Annotated in this window: 20 protein-coding genes; 10 read left to right on the forward strand and 10 right to left on the reverse strand. The window is 66.3% G+C overall.

Translation table 11 applies throughout. From position 1 onward, the window contains the following. Window positions 1-296 precede the first annotated feature (296 nt). From AC1PPK_RS08250 to AC1PPK_RS08260, 3 genes are all read left to right on the forward strand, one after another. Window positions 297-1,553 (forward strand): CmpA/NrtA family ABC transporter substrate-binding protein, encoded by a 1,257-nt coding sequence (locus tag AC1PPK_RS08250; RefSeq protein ID WP_481117357.1) that lies wholly within the window; start codon window positions 297-299, stop codon window positions 1,551-1,553. An 87-nt stretch (window positions 1,554-1,640) separates the two neighbouring features. Continuing rightward, window positions 1,641-2,579 carry a nitrate ABC transporter permease gene (ntrB, locus tag AC1PPK_RS08255; protein WP_481117358.1) on the forward strand — a complete coding sequence of 313 codons (939 nt, stop codon included), beginning with the start codon at window positions 1,641-1,643 and terminating at the stop codon, window positions 2,577-2,579. A 25-nt stretch (window positions 2,580-2,604) separates the two neighbouring features. Next, window positions 2,605-3,396 (forward strand): ABC transporter ATP-binding protein, encoded by a 792-nt coding sequence (locus tag AC1PPK_RS08260; RefSeq protein ID WP_481117359.1) that lies wholly within the window; start codon window positions 2,605-2,607, stop codon window positions 3,394-3,396. Between the two features lie 173 nt (window positions 3,397-3,569). Here AC1PPK_RS08260 and AC1PPK_RS08265 read toward each other — a convergent pair whose 3' ends face one another. From AC1PPK_RS08265 to AC1PPK_RS08280, 4 genes are all read right to left on the reverse strand, one after another. After that, complete coding sequence (locus tag AC1PPK_RS08265; protein WP_481117360.1) at window positions 3,570-4,388, reverse strand: NADPH-dependent oxidoreductase; 819 nt, start codon at window positions 4,386-4,388, stop codon at window positions 3,570-3,572. A 108-nt stretch (window positions 4,389-4,496) separates the two neighbouring features. After that, the gene (locus AC1PPK_RS08270; RefSeq protein ID WP_481117361.1) at window positions 4,497-5,090 is read right to left on the reverse strand and encodes a hypothetical protein; all 594 of its coding nucleotides are present in this window, start codon (window positions 5,088-5,090) and stop codon (window positions 4,497-4,499) included. An 84-nt stretch (window positions 5,091-5,174) separates the two neighbouring features. Continuing rightward, window positions 5,175-5,558, reverse strand: a complete 384-nt coding sequence (locus AC1PPK_RS08275) for a NifB/NifX family molybdenum-iron cluster-binding protein (RefSeq protein ID WP_481117362.1) — start codon at window positions 5,556-5,558, stop codon at window positions 5,175-5,177. A 12-nt stretch (window positions 5,559-5,570) separates the two neighbouring features. Next, on the reverse strand, window positions 5,571-5,855 hold the full coding sequence (locus AC1PPK_RS08280) for a nitrogen fixation protein NifZ (RefSeq protein WP_481117363.1): 285 nt from the start codon (window positions 5,853-5,855) through the stop codon (window positions 5,571-5,573). 123 nt (window positions 5,856-5,978) lie between these two features. On the opposite strand from AC1PPK_RS08280, the gene AC1PPK_RS08285 reads away from it, so the two are divergent. Then, complete coding sequence (locus tag AC1PPK_RS08285) at window positions 5,979-6,365, forward strand: hemerythrin domain-containing protein (RefSeq protein ID WP_481117364.1); 387 nt, start codon at window positions 5,979-5,981, stop codon at window positions 6,363-6,365. Window positions 6,366-6,401: 36 nt separating this feature from the next. Here the strand turns inward: AC1PPK_RS08285 and AC1PPK_RS08290 are convergent, their stop codons facing one another. The 3 genes from AC1PPK_RS08290 to AC1PPK_RS08300 all read right to left on the reverse strand — a co-directional run bounded on the left by AC1PPK_RS08290 (window position 6,402) and on the right by AC1PPK_RS08300 (window position 8,313). After that, window positions 6,402-6,845, reverse strand: a complete 444-nt coding sequence (locus AC1PPK_RS08290; RefSeq protein WP_481117365.1) for a hypothetical protein — start codon at window positions 6,843-6,845, stop codon at window positions 6,402-6,404. Between the two features lie 76 nt (window positions 6,846-6,921). Beyond that, window positions 6,922-7,431, reverse strand: a complete 510-nt coding sequence (locus AC1PPK_RS08295; protein ID WP_481117366.1) for a flavodoxin — start codon at window positions 7,429-7,431, stop codon at window positions 6,922-6,924. 114 nt (window positions 7,432-7,545) lie between these two features. Further along, complete coding sequence (locus AC1PPK_RS08300) at window positions 7,546-8,313, reverse strand: PEP-CTERM/exosortase system-associated acyltransferase (protein WP_481117367.1); 768 nt, start codon at window positions 8,311-8,313, stop codon at window positions 7,546-7,548. A gap of 212 nt (window positions 8,314-8,525) precedes the next feature. Between AC1PPK_RS08300 and AC1PPK_RS08305 the strand changes: the two genes are divergently transcribed. From AC1PPK_RS08305 to AC1PPK_RS08315, 3 genes are read left to right on the forward strand one after another with little or no spacing between them, the layout of a single operon-like run. Continuing rightward, a complete protein-coding gene (locus AC1PPK_RS08305; RefSeq protein ID WP_481117368.1) occupies window positions 8,526-9,410 on the forward strand; it encodes a ThiF family adenylyltransferase in 885 nt (294 codons plus the stop codon). 11 nt (window positions 9,411-9,421) lie between these two features. Further along, window positions 9,422-10,498 carry a nitroreductase family protein gene (locus AC1PPK_RS08310; RefSeq protein WP_481117369.1) on the forward strand — a complete coding sequence of 359 codons (1,077 nt, stop codon included), beginning with the start codon at window positions 9,422-9,424 and terminating at the stop codon, window positions 10,496-10,498. Next, window positions 10,498-11,496 carry a cation diffusion facilitator family transporter gene (locus tag AC1PPK_RS08315; RefSeq protein ID WP_481117370.1) on the forward strand — a complete coding sequence of 333 codons (999 nt, stop codon included), beginning with the start codon at window positions 10,498-10,500 and terminating at the stop codon, window positions 11,494-11,496. Before AC1PPK_RS08310 ends, AC1PPK_RS08315 begins: the two co-directional genes overlap by 1 nt. A gap of 7 nt (window positions 11,497-11,503) precedes the next feature. Here the strand turns inward: AC1PPK_RS08315 and AC1PPK_RS08320 are convergent, their stop codons facing one another. Together AC1PPK_RS08320 and AC1PPK_RS08325 are read right to left on the reverse strand one after the other, a co-directional pair. Continuing rightward, window positions 11,504-11,956 (reverse strand): YaiI/YqxD family protein, encoded by a 453-nt coding sequence (locus tag AC1PPK_RS08320; RefSeq protein ID WP_481117371.1) that lies wholly within the window; start codon window positions 11,954-11,956, stop codon window positions 11,504-11,506. A 62-nt stretch (window positions 11,957-12,018) separates the two neighbouring features. Continuing rightward, window positions 12,019-12,342, reverse strand: coding sequence for a (2Fe-2S) ferredoxin domain-containing protein (locus tag AC1PPK_RS08325; RefSeq protein ID WP_481117372.1), 324 nt, complete (start codon window positions 12,340-12,342; stop codon window positions 12,019-12,021). A gap of 331 nt (window positions 12,343-12,673) precedes the next feature. Here AC1PPK_RS08325 and AC1PPK_RS08330 point away from each other — a divergent pair, with 331 nt between their 5' ends. The 3 genes from AC1PPK_RS08330 (at window position 12,674) to AC1PPK_RS08340 (ending at window position 16,341) form a co-directional block, all read left to right on the forward strand. Next, window positions 12,674-13,552: a fumarate reductase cytochrome b subunit gene (locus tag AC1PPK_RS08330; protein ID WP_481117373.1), complete on the forward strand. Its 879-nt coding sequence runs from the start codon at window positions 12,674-12,676 to the stop codon at window positions 13,550-13,552. A 1-nt stretch (window position 13,553) separates the two neighbouring features. After that, window positions 13,554-15,533: a fumarate reductase flavoprotein subunit gene (locus AC1PPK_RS08335; RefSeq protein ID WP_481117374.1), complete on the forward strand. Its 1,980-nt coding sequence runs from the start codon at window positions 13,554-13,556 to the stop codon at window positions 15,531-15,533. A 76-nt stretch (window positions 15,534-15,609) separates the two neighbouring features. Further along, window positions 15,610-16,341, forward strand: coding sequence for a fumarate reductase iron-sulfur subunit (locus AC1PPK_RS08340; protein WP_481117375.1), 732 nt, complete (start codon window positions 15,610-15,612; stop codon window positions 16,339-16,341). A 30-nt stretch (window positions 16,342-16,371) separates the two neighbouring features. Here AC1PPK_RS08340 and AC1PPK_RS08345 read toward each other — a convergent pair whose 3' ends face one another. Further along, window positions 16,372-17,244 (reverse strand): DNA-3-methyladenine glycosylase family protein, encoded by an 873-nt coding sequence (locus AC1PPK_RS08345; RefSeq protein WP_481117376.1) that lies wholly within the window; start codon window positions 17,242-17,244, stop codon window positions 16,372-16,374. Window positions 17,245-17,334 lie beyond the last annotated feature (90 nt).

A 17,334-nucleotide genomic window follows, 5' to 3' on the forward strand; every position in this document is an offset into this window, starting at 1 on the left:
AAGTGGGCCGGAATGGTGCCGAAAAGCCGATTGCTGCACTGCGGAAGTGCATTCAAGGAGCGGAATGCTGCTACCTCTTAAGGGGTAGGTTTGTGTTCATTATGGGATTTTTTCTTTTAATCAATGACTTGTTGTTTTTGGCACGGTCCTCGCTAAGTCCTGGCAGAAGTCGGACCAACGGCGGCCCGGCTTGATCAGGCGATCAGACTTGGACAAAGGCGTCCATCCCCCCAGCGCGAATCGCGCGGGGAGATGTGACGCCTCTTTTTTTTGGGTAAGCGGATCAGGGGCATGTGATGAGCGCGCAATTCGACGACAAGATTCTTTCCCGCCGTGGCTTTCTGAAAGCTGGCGCGACTATTGGAGGTATGGCAGCGATGGGGACGATGCTCCCGGCGGGCGGCGCGTGGGCCGCGGGTTCCGACAAGCCGGAACTGGAAGAGGTGAAGATCGGGTTCATCCCGCTGACCGACTGTTCCTCGGTGGTGATGGCCTCGGTGATGGGCTTCGACAAGAAGTACGGCATCAAGATCACCCCGAGCAAGGAGGCCTCCTGGGCCGGCGTGCGCGACAAGCTGGCCAATGGCGAGCTGCATGCCGCCCACGTGTTGTACGGCCTGGTGTATGGCCTGCACCTGGGCATCGGCGGCCCGAAGAAGGACATGGCGGTGCTGATGACACTCAACAACAACGGCCAGGCGATCACCTTGTCCAACGGCCTGAAGGAAAAGGGCGCGGTGGATGGCGCCTCGCTGGCCAAGGTCGTCGCCAGGAAGGACAAGGAATACACCTTCGCCCAGACCTTCCCCACCGGTACCCATGCCATGTGGCTGTACTACTGGCTGGCTGCCCACGGCATCGACCCCTTCAAGGACGTCAAGAACATAGTCGTGCCGCCCCCGCAGATGGTCGCCAACATGCGCGTCGGCAACATGGACGGCTACTGCGTCGGCGAGCCGTGGAACCAGCGGGCGATCGTGGACAAGATCGGCTTCACTGCGGTGACGACCCAGGATATCTGGACCGACCACCCGGAAAAGGTGCTGGGATCGACGGCCGAGTTCGCTGCCAAGTACCCCAACACCGCCCGCGCGATGATCTGCGCGATCCTCGAAGCCTCCAAGTGGATCGATGCCAGCGCCGCCAACCGCGCCAAGACTGCCGAAACCGTGGCGGCCAAGAGCTACGTGAATACCGATGTGGACGTGATCCGCAGCCGCATGATCGGCCAGTACGAAAATGGCCTCGGCAAGAGCTGGTCCGAAAAGAACTACATGAAGTTCTACAACGACGGTCTGGTGAATTACCCCTATCTGTCCGACGGTATGTGGTTCCTCACCCAGCACCGTCGCTGGGGCTTGCTCAAGCAGGACGTGGATTATCTGGCGGTGGCCAAGGCGATCAACAAGACGGAGCTGTACAAGCAGGCCGCCGGCATCGTCGGCGTACCGGTGCCCAAGTCCGACTTCCGCACGTCCAAGCTGATCGACGGCGTGGTGTGGGACGGCAAGGATCCGAAGAAGTACGCCGCCAGCTTCAAGATCCACGCCTGACCTGTAGGGGCGAGTCCGCTCGCCCAGCACTGCCGATCCACATCCGCGGGCGAAGCGATTCGCCCCTACAGAATTCTGGAGACCCAGATGAGCACTGCGACCCTTACCTCTGGCCTCGTGACTGTCGGGCCCGACACCGAAGCCGTTTCCGATACGCGGAATGACATCATCGTTGCCAAGCAGGAGGCCTCAATGGTTGCCGCACCTGTCACCCCGGCGCCAGCAGCCGAACCGTCTGTTTCCATCGGCGAACGCTGTGGCTCTTTCCTGCGCGCGGTGCTGCCGCCGCTGCTCGGCTTTGCCTTCATCATCGGCCTGTGGGCGCTGGTGGCGATGAAGTCCGCCGATTTCCCCGGCCCGGCAAAGACCCTTGATGCGGCCATCACGCTTTTCTCCGATCCCTTCTACCAGAACGGGCCGAATGACCAGGGCATCGGCTGGAACATCCTGTCGTCCCTCAAGCGGGTTGCCATCGGCTTCGGCGTGGCGGCTCTGGTCGGCATCCCGATGGGCTTCATCATCGGTCGCTTCGCCTTCATGAACAGCATGCTCGAACCGATCATCAGCATCCTGCGCCCGGTCTCGCCACTGGCCTGGCTGCCGATCGGCCTGATGGTCTTCAAGGCTGCCGACCCGGCCTCCACCTGGACCATCTTCATCTGCTCCATCTGGCCGATGATCCTCAACACCGCCCAAGGCGTGCAGCGCGTGCCGCAGGACTACCTGAACGTGGCACGGGTGCTGAACCTGTCCGAGTTCAAGATCATCACCAAGATCCTCTTCCCGTCCGTGCTGCCCTACATGCTGACCGGTATCCGCCTGTCCATCGGCACCGCTTGGCTGGTCATCGTGGCCGCCGAGATGCTCACCGGCGGCGTCGGCATCGGCTTCTGGGTGTGGGACGAATGGAACAACCTGAAGGTCGAGCACATCATCATCGCGATCTTCGTGATCGGCATCGTTGGCCTCGTGCTCGAACAATGCCTGCTGCTGATCGCCCGCCGCTTCAGCTACGGCAACAACTAACCGGCCCGGATCGAGGAGTCCTCACATGAACGCAATCGTAAAGGTCGAAAACGTCGGCATGACTTTCGACACCAAGAAGGGCCGCTTTGTCGCGCTGCAGAGCGTCAATCTGCAGATCCGCCAGGGCGAGGTGGTGTCCCTTATCGGCCACTCGGGCTGCGGCAAATCCACGCTGCTCAACCTGATCGCCGGCCTTACGCTGCCCACCTCCGGCGCGATGATCTGCAACGGCCGCGAGATCGCTGGCCCCGGCCCGGAGCGGGCGGTGGTCTTCCAGAACCACTCCCTGCTGCCCTGGCTGACCTGTTTCGAGAACGTCCATCTGGCCGTCGAGCGCGTCTTCGGCGCCAAGGAAGGCAAGGAGAAACTCAAGGCCCGTACCAACGCTGCGCTGGAGATGGTGCACATGAGTCATGCGGCGCAGAAGATGCCCCACGAGATCTCCGGCGGCATGAAGCAGCGCATCGGCATCGCCCGCGCCTTTGCGATGGAGCCGAAGATCCTGCTGATGGACGAGCCCTTCGGCGCCCTCGATGCGCTGACCCGCGCGTCCCTGCAGGACGAGCTGATCGGCGTGATGGAAAAGACTGGCGCCACTGTGGTGATGGTCACCCACGACGTGGATGAGGCGGTGCTGCTGTCCGACCGGGTGGTGATGATGACCAACGGCCCGGCGGCGACCATCGGCGAGATCCTCGAAGTGAAGCTGGCCAAGCCGCGCGACCGCCTGCAACTGGCCCACGATCCGCACTTCGCGGAATGCCGTGGGGCGATCCTGGAGTTCCTGTATCAGAAGCAGATGAAGAAGGCGGCCTGAACGGGGGCCTGGCACTGAAGCAGAGTGGCCCGGGCATGTGCCCGGGCCTTTTCGTTTTCGTAGCCAGTCGGCGCAAACCGTGGCAGCGGATTCACTCACCTGCGGACGCCGCGCAAGCGGCTGGGGGGCGCATGACCCACCCTATGGGGCGTGCTCGCTGGCCGCTTGCGGGCTTACTTCAGTGCGAAGCCCAGCGCGTTGAGGGCTTCCACCAGGCGGTCGCGGCCGGACAGGGAGCCGGCGTCGCGGACGCGCTTGGTCGAATGGTTGGACCAGGTGCCGCGCACCTTCATGCCCTGGCTGGTGTAGAAGGCGCTCATCGCGCTGTCGTAGTACTCCAGGCCGGCCTGCTGGGCGGGCAGGGAATAGGTTTCCTGATGCAACACCACGGACTGCAGCGGACGCGGCTTGACCGAAGCAGGCTGCTGCGGGTCGGGCGTGCCGACGCACAAGCCGAACATCGCGACGACCTTCGACGGCAGTTGGAGTTCGGCTGCAACGTCTTCCGGCCGGTTGCGCATCGCACCGATATACACGGTGCCGAGGCCGAGGGATTCGGCGGCGGTGACTGCGTTCTGCGCCGCCAGCGCGGCGTCGATGACGCCTACTTCGAACATTTCCAGGTAGTCCAGTGCGGCCGGGGTTTCGCCGAGCTTCTGCGCGACCGCCTCCAGGCGGGCCAGGTCGGCCAGCCACACCAGCAGCAGCGGGGCCTGGCGGATGTGATCCTGATCGCCGGCCAGCTCGGCCAGACGGGCCTTGCGGGCCGGATCGCGGACGGCCACGACGCTCCATGCATGCAGGTTGGAGGAGCTGGCGGCGGACTGGGCGGCGGCGATGATCGCGGCGAGGGTGTCGTCGCTGACCGGGTCGGGCAGGTAGGCGCGCACCGAGCGGTGGGCCAGCAGGTGATCGATGATGGGGGAACCGGCGGACGGTACGGCGACGTCGGCGCTGCCGTAACGGGCCTGGTAGAGGGATGCGGTGCTCATGGGATTCCTGGCTGTGGTGAAGGCGGGCGGCAGGGGCGCCTGGCCCCGTCGCCGGGAATCCCGATTTTACCGCCAACGGGCCTGCCCGGTCCGCCGGCGGTGGCGGGCTTATTCCGCGCTGCTGCTGCGGTGACGGCTGCGCGGCGCAACGGCGGTTTCGCCGCTGGCTTCGCTGGCGTCCGTGTCGTCGCTGCTCAGGGCGTCCGACACTTGGCGGACCTGTTCTTCCACCAGGTCGGCGCCGCGGGCCGCGGCATCGGCCAGCTCGTTGAAGCCGGCTTCGGCCTGACGCAGGGCCTTCTTCACGTGGCCGATGGCAGCTTCGCCGTTGGCGTCGGCACTGCGAGCGGCATGTTCGAGCTGGCGGTTGAGGGCCTGGTCGAACACGGCGACCTGGTCGCGGGCTAGCTTCAGGATGGACTGATGCGCATCGCCGATGATCTCGAAGTATTCACGGACCAGATTGGCTGAGTCGGCGCGCCAGTCGGACAGGCGCTCGACGGGTAGCGCGTCGAGCTTGATCTCGCTGCGGGAGGCCAGCTCCTCCAGATGCTCGCGGCCTTCCTCGAAGAGCTGGCGGCCGTTGCGCAGGGCCAGGTCGGCAAGCTTCTCGGTGGCCTCAACCCATGCACGCGATGCCGCGTGCAGGTTGTCGAGGGTGGAGATACGGGTCTGTTGGATGTCGGACGGGGACAGGTACATGGCATTCTCCTGGGATGGTGGGCCGTTTCAGGCTACGGCCCGGGAATTGCAGGCACGTGACAGACCCGCCGTCGCCGTGGGAGTTCAATGCCGGGAGAATAGGTCGCGGATCTTGCAGAGTGTGGTGGTGATGTCGAAACGCGGGTCGGGCAGCGCTTCGCCTGCCAGGATACGGGCCAGGGCCGAGTCGGGTTGTTGTTCTCCTGTCAGCAGTACTTCGGCGCCGCGCTTGGCCATGTGGCGCACGAAGCCTTCGCCAGCGCTGGCGGCGATGACCACCTCGACGCCGTCGAGCGGATGCGGGCCGTCGTCCTCGAAGTGGTGCAGCACCTGCTCGCGGGCCAGCACGATGGTGTCCGGGGCGGGCAGCGGCGAGCCCGGGATGCAGTCGTAGACCAGCCAGTTGCGGGCCTGGCCGGCATGGCCGGCGACGTGGCGCTCACCGGTGACGGGAATGGCGATCTTCATCTGTGGCTCCGCTCAGTGGGCCGCGCGCAACTCAGCCGCCTCGGCCTCGTCCTGGGTCAGCTCCTCGGGCAGGCAACCGATCGGCAGGCCGAGGTCCTGGCCCTCGCCCTCGAAGCGCACCAGGTAGATCTCCTCGCTCGGCATGGCTTCCACGTGGCCGAACTGGACCACCACGCCGCGGGTGCCGGCCGCGGCGATCAGCGCGCCTTCCTCATAGCCGGGCAGGCCGCCGTCGTTGAACAGGTCTTCGCGGCAGAACACCACGTCTCCGAGCTGGTATTGGACGATGTCTTCCATGAGTCTTCTCCGGTTTCAGGTGGTGATGCGCCAGTGCAGCAAGTTCGGTGCCACGCCCGGCACGCTTTTCGCTGATTGACTGGATAGCGCCGGCTGGCGGCGTATCTTGATGTGGAGAGTGCGATGGAATGGTCCGACGAGCGCCACCTGCTTGGCCTGGCGGAAATGGATGACACCCACCGGGAGTTTGTGGCACTGGTGAATGCGGCCGGGGCGGCCACTGGAGCGGCCTTCGTGGAGGCCTTTGCGGCCCTGTGCGCGCACACCGAGACGCACTTCGCCAACGAGGAGACGTGGATGCGCGACAGCGCCTTTCCGGCGGAGGGCGAGCATGCCGGCGAGCACCGTCGGGTGCTTGGTGATCTGCGGCGTTTCCGCGAGCGGGTCGAGAAGGGCTCGACGATGATGGCCAAGGCCTACATCCGCGAGCAGGTGCCGGGCTGGTTCGACCTGCATGCGGCAACGATGGATGCGGCGCTGGCGGCGCACCTGAAGGCCCACTCCACGTGATGGGGCGCCGGCCCACCGCACGTGGGCCGGCAGGGCTCAGCCGCCGAGGACGGCCTCGTAGGCTTTGCGCAGCAGCTCCAGTTCGATCTGTGCGCAGCCACGGGCTTCGGTGATCGCCACGAAGCGGCCGCCGGCACCGGCAATCGCCTCGAAGGGCGGGTCCATGGCGGTGAACATGGCCAGGTGGACCTCGACGCAGGCTTCGCCGACATCCACGCATTGCCGGAATTCCGGTTCGATCTTGAGACCACCGGAGGGTAGGCCGAGGCGCCGCTCTGCTTCCGCCAGATGGACCGATGGCAGCGTGACGACCGGGGATTCGGGGACTTCGTCGTCCGGGCACAGGCTGGCTGCGGCCGGAAAGGGGGTGAAGCCGCACATGCCGTGCTCGAAGCGGACGAAGCGGAGGCGGGCACTGGTGGGATGTTTGTGGGCGAAGATCAGGCGGGCGTCGCCAAAGGTATCGGGGGCGTCACTCATGGACGCCCCCGACCTGTGGCATGCCTGACACCCCGCCCGCCGTTTGTCGTGTTTACGACAGGCGCGGGCGCAGCCATCAGCCGAGCAGTTCCGACTTGATCTGGTCGAGCCAGGTGTCGACGCGCTCTTCGGTCTGTTCCTTCTGGTTGTCGTTGTCGAGGGCCAGCCCGACGAATTCGCCGTCCACCACCGCCTTGGACTTGGAGAACTCGTAGTCGTCGGTGGGCCAGCCGCCAATGACGGTGGCGCCCTGGGCCTTGACGGCATCGAAAAGGATGGCCATCGCATCACAGAACTCGTGACCATAGGCATCCTGGTCGCCGAAGCCGAAGATGGCCACGGTTTTCCCAGACAGATCAACGCCCTTGAAGGTCGGGAAGAACTCTTTCCAGGAGTCCACCAGTTCGCCGTCGCCGAGGGTCGGGGTCGCCAGGATGAGGGAGCTGAACTTGGCAACATCGTCAGCCGTGGCCTTGGACACGTTGAACAGCTCGACCACATCTTCGCCGAGCTTTTTCACGATGGACTTGGCCACCTTGCGGGTGTTGCCCGTCTCGCTACCGTAAAAAAGACCGATCTTGCTCATGAGGGATTCTCCTAGGACAGTTTGGGTTTGGTTGGTGCTGACTCGTCCTTTGCAAGAGACGGGCCAGCTCCGGAACCCGATGCCGCTGGGAGGATCCCTGGAACGGGGGAGGGATCAGACCGGCCGGAAGGACGGATGGCCGGTGCTGTAGCCGGCTTCGATTTCCTCGGCGACGACACGCCAGATGGGTTTCACGAAGAAGCGCAGGCCCTTGATGATGCTGTCCACGTTCATCATCGACGGTACGCGGATGCCCCGGTGTTCGACTGGGCCACCAATCTGGGTGATCTTGACGCCCAGCTTGGCGAAATGGTCCGCCAGCCGAGGCTCGGTGAGGACGAACAGGGTCTCGATGCCCTCGTGCTTGGCGAGTGCGATTACGCCCAGATAGAGACCGATCGGAATGTAGGGGAAGCGCGGTTGTTCCTTGGTACCGAAATCGTCGTCGCTGAGCGCCACGGCGGCCTTGGTCTCGCCCTTGCGTCGGCGGTAGTAGGCGCGTACGGCGAGGCGCGAGACTTCGGCGATGGCGCCGCGGGGCTCCTTGGCGGGATCGATGATGGAGCGGTCCAGCGTGGCAGCGCAGGTGCGCTCGAAGGGCAGTGGATAGTCCGGTTCTTCGGGACGGGCCATCACCAGGCGGTTGCAGCCCACTAATACGTGAGGCTCGGTGGAGGTGCGCAGCAGGCAGTGCAGGCTGTGACGGTCGTATTCGTCCGTCTCGCGGCGGTCCGGGCGGACCGGCTCGAAGCCGAGTTCCTCGCAATACACCTCGTGCCGAATGCCGAACACGTCGTTGCGGCCGGCGTCGTCGAAGGCGGTGGCGATCTCGAAGTACTTCCTGAATCCTTCACCGAGGCTGAAGCGATCGAGTAGCGACATGGCGGTAGCCCTTGAAGTCTAAATTACTGGCGATATCCATTTACGGCTGGTAATACTGATTCCTTGAAGGGAAATGGGTATCTGCTTCAATTGTAGTACGTGTCTATGCCAATGGCGTGTTTTGTCGCCCGGCTTGGGGCGTGGATGTGCCGAATGGGTCGGCCGGGAAGTGTCGTATCATAAGATTCCACTGCCCGAAGGATACAGACAGCATGTCGCGCCGCATTTTTGACTACGACGAAGCCTTCTCCCGCAACATCGGCTGGGTGACTGAGGCAGAGCAGACCGCGTTGCGCGGCAAGCGGATCGCCATTGCAGGCGTCGGTGGGGTTGGGGGCGTGCATCTGCTGACCCTGACCCGCCTGGGCGTGGGGGCCTTCCACGTGGCGGACCTGGATACTTTCGACCTGGTGAATTTTAACCGCCAGGCCGGTGCGATGATGTCCACGCTCGACCGCCCGAAGGCCGAGGTGATGGCCGAGATGGCCCGTGACATCAACCCGGACGTGGACATTCGCGTGTTCGGCGGCGGCGTCAATGCAGGCAATCTGGACGAGTTCCTGGCCGGTGTCGATCTCTATGTGGATGGTCTGGACTTCTTTGCCTTTAGTGCCCGGCGCGACACCTTCAATGCCTGCGACCGGCACGGCATCCCCGCTGTGACGGCGGCGCCGCTGGGCATGGGGACGGCAGTGCTGAGCTTCCTGCCGGGACGCATGAGCTTCGAGGAATATTTCCGCCTGGATGGCTGCGATGACGACGAGATGGCGGTGCGCTTCCTGCTCGGCCTGTCGCCGGCCATGCTGCAGCGGGCCTACCTGGCGGACCCGTCGCGGGTCGATTTCGTTGCCCGCCGCGGCCCCAGTACCATTGCCGCCTGCCAGCTGTGTGCCGGCGTGACCGCTACTGAATCCCTGAAGATCCTGCTCGGTCGCGGCGAGGTCTTGTGCGCGCCGTGGGGCTTCCAGTTCGATGCCTACCGCAACCGCTATGTGAAGACCTGGCGGCCCGGCGGCAACAACAACCCGATCCAGCGCATCGGCCTTGCCATCGCCCGGCGTCAGCTACGGGCCATGCGCGAGGCGGCGCGCGCCTGAGGAGACCGGCCATGACCCGCCGCGAAACCCTGCTGAAGATCCTCGACCTGGCCCGCTGGGCGCCCAGCGGCGACAACACCCAGCCGTGGCGCTTCGAGATCCTCGGCGACGACCACATCGTCGTGCATGGCAACGACACCCGCGACTGGTGCCTCTACGACTTCGACGGCCATGCCAGCCACATGGCCCATGGAGCACTGCTGGAAACCCTGCGCATCGCCGCCAGCGGCGAAGGGCTGGCGGCGAGCTGGAGCCGGCGGCTGGCGTCCAGCGACGCGGCGCCGGTGTTCGACGTTCGCCTGGCGGAGCAGCCCGGGCTGGCGGCGGACGCCTTGCTGCCTTTCATCGAGACGCGCGTGGTGCAGCGCCGCCCGATGCGCACCACGCCGCTGACCGAGGCTCAGCGCCAGGCCCTGGCCGCAGCGCCGGGGGCCGGCTACGCGGTACAGTTCTTCGAGTCGTTCGCCGCGCGCCGTCAGGTGGCAGGCCTGCTGTGGCGCAATGCCTACCTGCGCCTGACCTGCCCGGAAGCTTTCCCGGTGCACAAGGAGATCATCGAGTGGCGCAGCCGTTACAGCAAGGATCGCATCCCGGAGCAGGCGGTCGGTGTGGACGGCCTCACTGCGCGCCTGATGGAGTGGGTGATGGCCAGCTGGGGCCGGGTCGAGTTCTTCAACAAATATCTGGGTGGAACCATCGCACCGCGGGTCCAGCTGGATTACATTCCGGCGCTGGCCTGCGCGTCCCACGTGCTGATCCGCCCCGAGCAGCCGCCGACGAGCGTCGAGGACTATGTAAGCGGCGGCATCGCGATGCAGCGCCTGTGGCTGACCGCAACATCAGTCGGTCTGCACTTGCAACCGGAGATGACGCCGCTTATCTTCCGCTGGTATGCCCGCGCCGGCCGCAGCTTTTCCGCCTTGCCTGAAATCGGCCGCGGTGCTGCGGCGCTGGCGGAGGAGTTCGAGCGCATCGGCGGTTTCGGCCGTGAGCAGGCGCTGACCTTCTTCTGCCGGGTCGGCGTGTCTCCCGTCCCCTGGTCCCGCTCGGTACGCAAGAGCGTGGATGAACTGATGCTGCAAGCCTGATGAGCAACGACCACCCTGCCCACGATCACGATCACCGTGACCATGCCGGCGACCATGATCACCATCATCACGATCATAGTCATGCTCATGGGCACCACGGACACGGCCATCATCACCATGGCCCGGTGTCCTATGACCGGGCCTTCGCGATCGGCATCTGCCTGAACATCGGCTTCGTCCTCATCGAGGCCTTCTACGGCTGGCGCGTGGACTCCCTGGCGCTGCTCGCCGACGCCGGCCACAACCTGTCCGACGTCGCCGGCCTGATCCTGGCGTGGGGAGCCGCGCTGGCCGGCCGCCTGCGTCCGACCCCCCAGCGCACTTACGGCTGGCAACGCGCGTCCATCCTCGCCGCGCTGGCCAATGCAATGCTGCTGCTGTTCGCGATGGGCGCGCTGGTCCTGGAGGCCGTGCAACGCCTGCAGGCGCCGGAGGCCGTGGGCGGGTGGACGATCATCGTGGTGGCCGCCATCGGCGTGGTGATCAACGGCATCACTGCGGCGCTGTTCATGTCCGGCAGCAAGGATGACCTCAACATCCGCGGCGCCTTCCTGCACATGGCCGCCGACGCGCTGGTGTCCTTGGGCGTGGTTGCCGCCGGCGCGCTGTACCTGTATTTCGGCTGGCAATGGCTCGATCCGATGGTCAGTCTGGCCATCGCAGTGGTCATCGTGCTTGGCACCTGGGGCCTGTTCCGCCAGTCCCTGCACCTGGTTTTCGACGGCGTGCCGGACGGCATCGACCTGCTTGAGGTGCATGCCTGGCTGCGTGGCCTGCCCGGCGTGAGCGGCGTCCATGACCTGCACGTGTGGGCCCTTGGCACTGCCGACGTGGCACTGACTGCCCACCTTGTGATGCCCGACGGTCACCCCGGTGACGCGTTCTTCACGAGCCTCGCCCAAGAACTGGACAAGCGCTTCCGCATCCAGCACCCGACCATCCAGATCGAGATCGAAGGCATTGACGATGGCTGCGCGACGCCGCTGAAGCTGGGCTGACCTCTGTTCAAGCGCGCACTGCGCGGGCCAGGAAACGGTCCAGCGCGGCGCCGAAGGCCTGCCGGTCGGCCTGGCTGAAGGCCGGCGGGCCGCCGGTCTGCACGCCGGCGCCGCGCAGTTCCTCCAGGAAGTTGCGCATCGACAGGCGTTCGGCAATGTTGGCGGCGGTGTACATTTCGCCGCGCGGATTCAGCGCATGGGCCTGGCGCTCGAGCACCGCCGAGGCCAGCGGGATGTCGGCGGTGATGACCAGGTCGCCGGCCTCCACCTGGCTGACGATGTGGGCGTCCGCCACATCGAAGCCGGACGGCACCTGGACGGCCCGGATGAAGCGCGACGGAGGCGTGCGCAACATCCGGTTGGCGACCAGGATGGTTGGTATTTCCAGGCGCTCGGCGGCGCGAAAAACGATGTCCTTGACGACCGCCGGGCAGGCGTCGGCGTCGATCCAGATCTGCATGGCGGGAAGCCCGGTGTACTGAGGCCCGCCAGTTTATCCCGCGCCGGGCCCGGTGGCAGGGATCACCAGATGCCTTCGGGGGCTTTCAGGCGTTCCACCGGTTGGTCGAGCAGGATGTGCTCCTCGACGATGGCGGTCACGTCGGCGGTGGTCACGCCGCTGTACATCACGTTGTCCGGATAGACCAGCACGCTGGGGCCGGCTTGGCAGGGGCCGAGACAGCCGGTATTGGTGAGCAGGAAGTCGTTCCACAGGTTGCGCTGCTGGAACTCCTGCTGGAAGGCCTGCCACACGGTGTTGCAGCCCTTTTCCTGACAGGAGCCGCGCGGATGGCCGGGCGGGCGGCCCTGGACGCAGACGAGGATGTGCTTCTTCGGTTTCGGCATGATGCGCTCCGCAAATAGGTGTGCCCCTTCAAGCAGGTTCTGCGCCAGTACGCTGTAGCAAAAGGAATCAAGGACTTGGCTCCGGCACGTGTGGTGCGTATGCGACATGGCCGCGCCATTTGTCGCTCGGTCCGGGGATCATGGTGGCGCTTGTGCGTTGGGCGTATGCTGCAGTGCAATAGTCTTGTGTTAAATTGAAATGCCGAGTCGATATCGGAGCGGGGCTCCGGCAGGCCGGGCTTGCCAGGACTTCGCCCCGCGGCGCCGTTTCGCCTGCGACCCGGTCGGTTTCCTCCCCCGTACTGGGAGTGGCATTTCGAGGTCCATCGCCATGAGCCGCCTGCTCGAACGTAGCGCCACGCTGCCACCTCCCATCGCACGTCAGGCGCCGGAGACACTGCTCGCGCTGACGCATGTCACCACGCATCCACGACTCCGCCGCAGCCGCTGGCCGGCGCGGCTCGATCTGCTGCAGAGCGCGTCAGGCTTGTTCCTGGCGCTGTTCCTGGTGGCCCACATGTTCTTCGTGTCGTCCATCCTGATCAGCCAGGATGCCTTCTACACGGTGGCGCGCTTCTTCGAAGGGGCGTATTTCCTCGTCACGCCGCAGCCGTGGATCGTCTCCTGCGTGGTTGGTGGCGTGCTGGCGGTGTTCGTGCTGCACGCCTGGCTGGCGCTACGCAAGTTCCCGGCCAGCTTCCGCCAGTATCAGGCCTTTGCCGAACACCGGGCGCGCCTGCGCCACGACGACACCGGCCTGTGGTGGCTCCAGCTATGGACCGGCTTCGCGCTGTTCTTCCTGGCCAGCATCCACCTGTACGGCATGCTGGTCCATCCGGAGTTGATCGGCCCCTACGAATCCGCCGACCGCGTGTGGACCGGCAGCATGTGGCCGCTGTACCTGCTCCTGCTGTTCGCGGCGGAGATCCACGGCGGCATTGGCCTGTACCGGCTGGCGCTGAAATGGGGCTGGCTGCCGGGTAGCAATCCGGACGCAGCCCGGCGCCGCCTGCGTCGGCTCAAAACCGCCTTCAGTCTGTTCTTCATCGTGCTTGGCCTGGTCAGCCTGCTGGCCTATGTGCGGCTGGGCATCGCCCACGCCGAGCGGGCCGGCGAGCGCTATGCGCCGTCGGGTGATGGAACGCCGGCCACCCTGGCCGAGGGCGCTGCCGTGACGCCGGTGGTCGTGCCCAGCCGGCGGGGAGGCTGAGATGCGCATCGTCTATACCGACGTGCTCGTCATCGGCGGTGGCTTGGCTGGCCTGCGGGCGGCGGTAGGCGCGCGGCGCCGCGGCCACGAGGTGATCATCCTCAGCCTGGTGCCGGCCAAGCGGTCCCATTCGGCGGCGGCTCAGGGGGGCATGCAAGCCAGCCTCGGCAACACCGCCAAAGGCGAGGGCGACAACGAGGACGTGCATTTCGAGGACACCGTGCGGGGCTCCGACTGGGGCTGCGACCAGGCCGTGGCGCGTCTCTTCGTGCATGCGGCGCCGCAGGCGGTGCGCGAACTGGCGGCCTGGGGGGTGCCGTGGAACCGGGTGCGCGCCGGCGAGCGGGAGGTGGTGATGGACGGCCGCCGGGTGATGCTCAGCGAGCGGCCCGAGGCCCATGGCCTGATCGCCGCCCGCGACTTCGGTGGCACCAAGAAATGGCGCACCTGCTACGTCAGCGACGGCACTGGTCACGCCATGCTCTACGCGGTCAGCGACAAGGCGGTGGCCGAGGGCATCCCGGTGCACGAGCGCATGGAAGCCATCGCTCTGATTCACGAAGGCGGGCGCTGCCACGGCGCCATCGTGCGCAACCTGGTAACGGGCGAACTCAGCGCCTACGTGGCGAAGGCGACCTGCATCGCCACCGGCGGCTTCGGGCGTATCTACCGGGTCACCTCCAACGCGGTGATCAACGAAGGCATCGGTGCGGCGATTGCCCTGGAAACCGGCGCCGCCTGCCTCGGCAACATGGAGGCAGTGCAGTTCCACCCGACGACGATCTTCCCGGCCGGCATCCTCGTCACCGAGGGGTGCCGTGGCGATGGCGGCCTGCTGAAGGACGCCGCCGGCCACCGCTTCATGCCCGACTACGAGCCGGAGAAGAAGGAGCTGGCCTCCCGCGACGTGGTGTCCCGCCGCATGGAGGAGCACATCCGCGCCGGCCATGGGGTGAAGAGCCGCTTCGGCGAGCACCTGTGGCTGGACATCACGTTGCTCGGCGCGGCACACATCGACGGCCGCTTGCGCGAGGTGAAGGAAATCTGCCGCCACTTCCTAGGCATCGATCCGGCCCGCGATTTCATCCCGGTGCGGCCGGCCCAGCACTATTCGATGGGTGGCATCCGCACCGACGCGCGCGGCGAGGCCTATGGCCTGGCCGGTCTGTTCGCCTGCGGCGAGGCGGCCTGCTGGGATCTGCACGGCTTCAACCGGCTCGGTGGCAACTCGGTGGCGGAGACGGTGGTGGCCGGCATGATCGTCGGCGAGAACATCGCTGATTTCGTGGAGTCGCCGGCGGGCGAGCTGCAGGTGTCCACCGCGCTGGTGCGGGGATTCCTCGCCGCCGAGCAGGGTAGGCTCGACGCACTGCTGCAGGGAAAGGGCACGGAGAGCGCCACCGACATCCGGCGGCGCATGCAGGACATCATGACCGACAAGGTCGGCATCTTCCGCCGCGGCGACCTGCTGGCCGAGGCCGTGGACGAACTCCAGACGCTGCTCCAGCGCAGCCGGCAGATCGGCGTGGCTACGCGCCGGCCAGGCAGCAACCCGGAGCTGGTGGCGGCCTATCGCGTGCAGAAGATGCTCAAGCTGGCCTTGTGCGTCGCCTACGGCGCCCTCCAGCGCACCGAGAGCCGCGGTGCCCATTACCGGGAGGACTTCCCGCGCCGGGACGACGCCAACTGGCTCATGCGTACCCTCGCCAGCTGGAACGACCCGTTCCAGACCCTGCCGACGCTGGCCTACGAGGCCCTCGACGTGCGTGGCATGGAGCTGCCACCGGGCTGGCGTGGCTACGGCGCGCGGGATGCCATCGAGCATCCGGCGACGGCGCCGCGGGCGGCCGAGGTCGCCGCCATCCGTGAGGCGTTCGGGCATGCAGACCGTGCCATCGTGCAGCAGGCCCTGATGCCTTACGAGCACTTGGTCCCGCTGCGTTTCCGGGGCCACAACGAAAGACTGGGAGATCCCCGGTGATGGCTTTCACGCCCGGCAGGCGGGTGCCGACGCTGCACCAGACCACCACTGACGCACCCCACGGAGGACGACACCGATGAGCACCGATACGCCCCGCCAGCTGACGCTGCGCATCCTGCGCAGCAGCCCAGGCGAAGGCATCGCGCCCCACTGGCAGGATTTCCGCGTCGACGAGGCGGAGGGCATGACGTTGTTCATCGCCCTCAACGAGATCCGCGACACCCTCGACCCGTCGCTGCAGTTCGACTTCGTGTGCCGGGCTGGCATCTGTGGCAGCTGCGGTATGCTCATCGATGGGCGGCCGGGGTTGGCATGCCGCAGCCTGACCCGCGACTTCGGGCCCTTGATCACGCTGGCGCCGCTGCCGGTGTTCGCTCTGATCGGCGACCTGTCGGTGGATACCGGCAGCTGGATGCGCGGTACCGCCGAGCGCCTGGAAACCTGGATCCACAGCCAGGCCGAGCCCGACCTGACGGCCATCGAAGCGCGGATGGAGCCGGAGCTGGCCGAGGCCATCTACGAACTCGACCGCTGCATTGAGTGTGGCTGCTGCGTGGCCGGTTGCGGCACGCTGCGCATGCGTGAGGATTTCGTCGGCGCGGTGGGGCTCAACAAGATCGCCCGTTTCCGCCTCGATCCCCGCGACGAGCGCAGCGACGAGGATTACTACGAACTGATCGGCGACGACAGTGGCGTGTTCGGCTGCATGTCCCTGCTCGGCTGCCACGACGTGTGCCCGAAGGGCCTGCCGCTGCAGACGCAGATCGCCTTCCTGCGCCGCCGGATGGTGGCGGTCGGGCTCAAGTAGCTCTCCGCCTTTTCGCTTCCCGAGGGTGCGTCATGCTTCCTTGGCGACCGCCCACAGGTGTGCCGCGGCCAGCGCGCGCCAGGGCGTGAAGTCGGCGAGCCAGGCTTTGGTTTCGGCCTCGCCGATCTTGTCCTCCCGGCTGAGCAGCTTCTGCAGGCCGCGGCGCACTGCCGCGTCGCCGTGCAGGGAGCCGTCCAGGTGCGCGAAGCCGCGCAGCAGCGCGTAATCCACCGTCCATGGCCCGATGCCGCGTACCGTCAGCAGGCGGTTGCGGATGTCGTCGGCGGGGGTGCCCGTCAGCCAGGCCTCCAGCGGCAGGACGCCGTCGGCGACCTGGTGGGCGAGGCTCAGCAGGGCGCGAGCCTTGCTTTGAGACAGGCCGGCGTCGCGCAGGCGCGCTTCGTCCTGCATGGCGAGGTGCGCCGCATCCGGATAGCAGGCCAGGCCGCCGCTGTGGCGGACGCCGATGCAGGCGATCAGCCGCCGGCGTATGGAGATCGCTGCGGCAGTGCTGATCTGCTGCCCGGTGACGGCCCAGCTGAGCGCCTCGAAAGGCGTCGCGGCCTGCGGTACGCGCAGTCCGCCGTGGCGGGCGAGCAGTGGGCCGAGCTGGGGATGGTGGCGGTGGGCCGATTCGAAGGCGTCCACTGGCTGGTCTAGGCCCAGCACATGGCGGGCCAGGCCGGCGACCGCCCCGGCGCTGGCCGGTGTGCCGTCCACGTCCAGTTCCACGTTCACGTGGCCGTGCTGGAAGACGACCCGCAGGCAGGCCGGCGCGCCGTGCCAGATCAGCCCTTTGGCAAAACCGTCGGCGTCGACCCGCTCCGCCAGCTGCTGCGGATCGCGGGCCTGGAAAGCCAGGATGTCGGCGGGGCGGAAGCTGGCGGGCAGGGCGAGGCGCATGGCGTAGTCCTTGGCAGGGCTGCGGTTGGAGTACCGAAAACGGTGGGGGAGAACTCAACCGCCTCCACCGGAACGTGTGGGTTTCCGAGC

The sequence above is a fragment of the Zoogloea sp. JDB1 genome, from assembly GCF_056724025.1.

Excerpts from the sequence above, each read along its gene's own strand:
- AC1PPK_RS08250 (WP_481117357.1), top strand. The coding sequence starts at position 297 with ATGAGCGCGCAATTCGACGACAAGATTCTTTCCCGCCGTGGCTTTCTG.
- ntrB (WP_481117358.1), top strand. The coding sequence starts at position 1,641 with ATGAGCACTGCGACCCTTACCTCTGGCCTCGTGACTGTCGGGCCCGAC.
- AC1PPK_RS08260 (WP_481117359.1), top strand. The coding sequence starts at position 2,605 with ATGAACGCAATCGTAAAGGTCGAAAACGTCGGCATGACTTTCGACACC.
- AC1PPK_RS08265 (WP_481117360.1), bottom strand. The coding sequence starts at position 4,388 with ATGAGCACCGCATCCCTCTACCAGGCCCGTTACGGCAGCGCCGACGTC.
- AC1PPK_RS08270 (WP_481117361.1), bottom strand. The coding sequence starts at position 5,090 with ATGTACCTGTCCCCGTCCGACATCCAACAGACCCGTATCTCCACCCTC.
- AC1PPK_RS08275 (WP_481117362.1), bottom strand. The coding sequence starts at position 5,558 with ATGAAGATCGCCATTCCCGTCACCGGTGAGCGCCACGTCGCCGGCCAT.
- AC1PPK_RS08280 (WP_481117363.1), bottom strand. The coding sequence starts at position 5,855 with ATGGAAGACATCGTCCAATACCAGCTCGGAGACGTGGTGTTCTGCCGC.
- AC1PPK_RS08285 (WP_481117364.1), top strand. The coding sequence starts at position 5,979 with ATGGAATGGTCCGACGAGCGCCACCTGCTTGGCCTGGCGGAAATGGAT.
- AC1PPK_RS08290 (WP_481117365.1), bottom strand. The coding sequence starts at position 6,845 with ATGAGTGACGCCCCCGATACCTTTGGCGACGCCCGCCTGATCTTCGCC.
- AC1PPK_RS08295 (WP_481117366.1), bottom strand. The coding sequence starts at position 7,431 with ATGAGCAAGATCGGTCTTTTTTACGGTAGCGAGACGGGCAACACCCGC.
- AC1PPK_RS08300 (WP_481117367.1), bottom strand. The coding sequence starts at position 8,313 with ATGTCGCTACTCGATCGCTTCAGCCTCGGTGAAGGATTCAGGAAGTAC.
- AC1PPK_RS08305 (WP_481117368.1), top strand. The coding sequence starts at position 8,526 with ATGTCGCGCCGCATTTTTGACTACGACGAAGCCTTCTCCCGCAACATC.
- AC1PPK_RS08310 (WP_481117369.1), top strand. The coding sequence starts at position 9,422 with ATGACCCGCCGCGAAACCCTGCTGAAGATCCTCGACCTGGCCCGCTGG.
- AC1PPK_RS08315 (WP_481117370.1), top strand. The coding sequence starts at position 10,498 with ATGAGCAACGACCACCCTGCCCACGATCACGATCACCGTGACCATGCC.
- AC1PPK_RS08320 (WP_481117371.1), bottom strand. The coding sequence starts at position 11,956 with ATGCAGATCTGGATCGACGCCGACGCCTGCCCGGCGGTCGTCAAGGAC.
- AC1PPK_RS08325 (WP_481117372.1), bottom strand. The coding sequence starts at position 12,342 with ATGCCGAAACCGAAGAAGCACATCCTCGTCTGCGTCCAGGGCCGCCCG.
- AC1PPK_RS08330 (WP_481117373.1), top strand. The coding sequence starts at position 12,674 with ATGAGCCGCCTGCTCGAACGTAGCGCCACGCTGCCACCTCCCATCGCA.
- AC1PPK_RS08335 (WP_481117374.1), top strand. The coding sequence starts at position 13,554 with ATGCGCATCGTCTATACCGACGTGCTCGTCATCGGCGGTGGCTTGGCT.
- AC1PPK_RS08340 (WP_481117375.1), top strand. The coding sequence starts at position 15,610 with ATGAGCACCGATACGCCCCGCCAGCTGACGCTGCGCATCCTGCGCAGC.
- AC1PPK_RS08345 (WP_481117376.1), bottom strand. The coding sequence starts at position 17,244 with ATGCGCCTCGCCCTGCCCGCCAGCTTCCGCCCCGCCGACATCCTGGCT.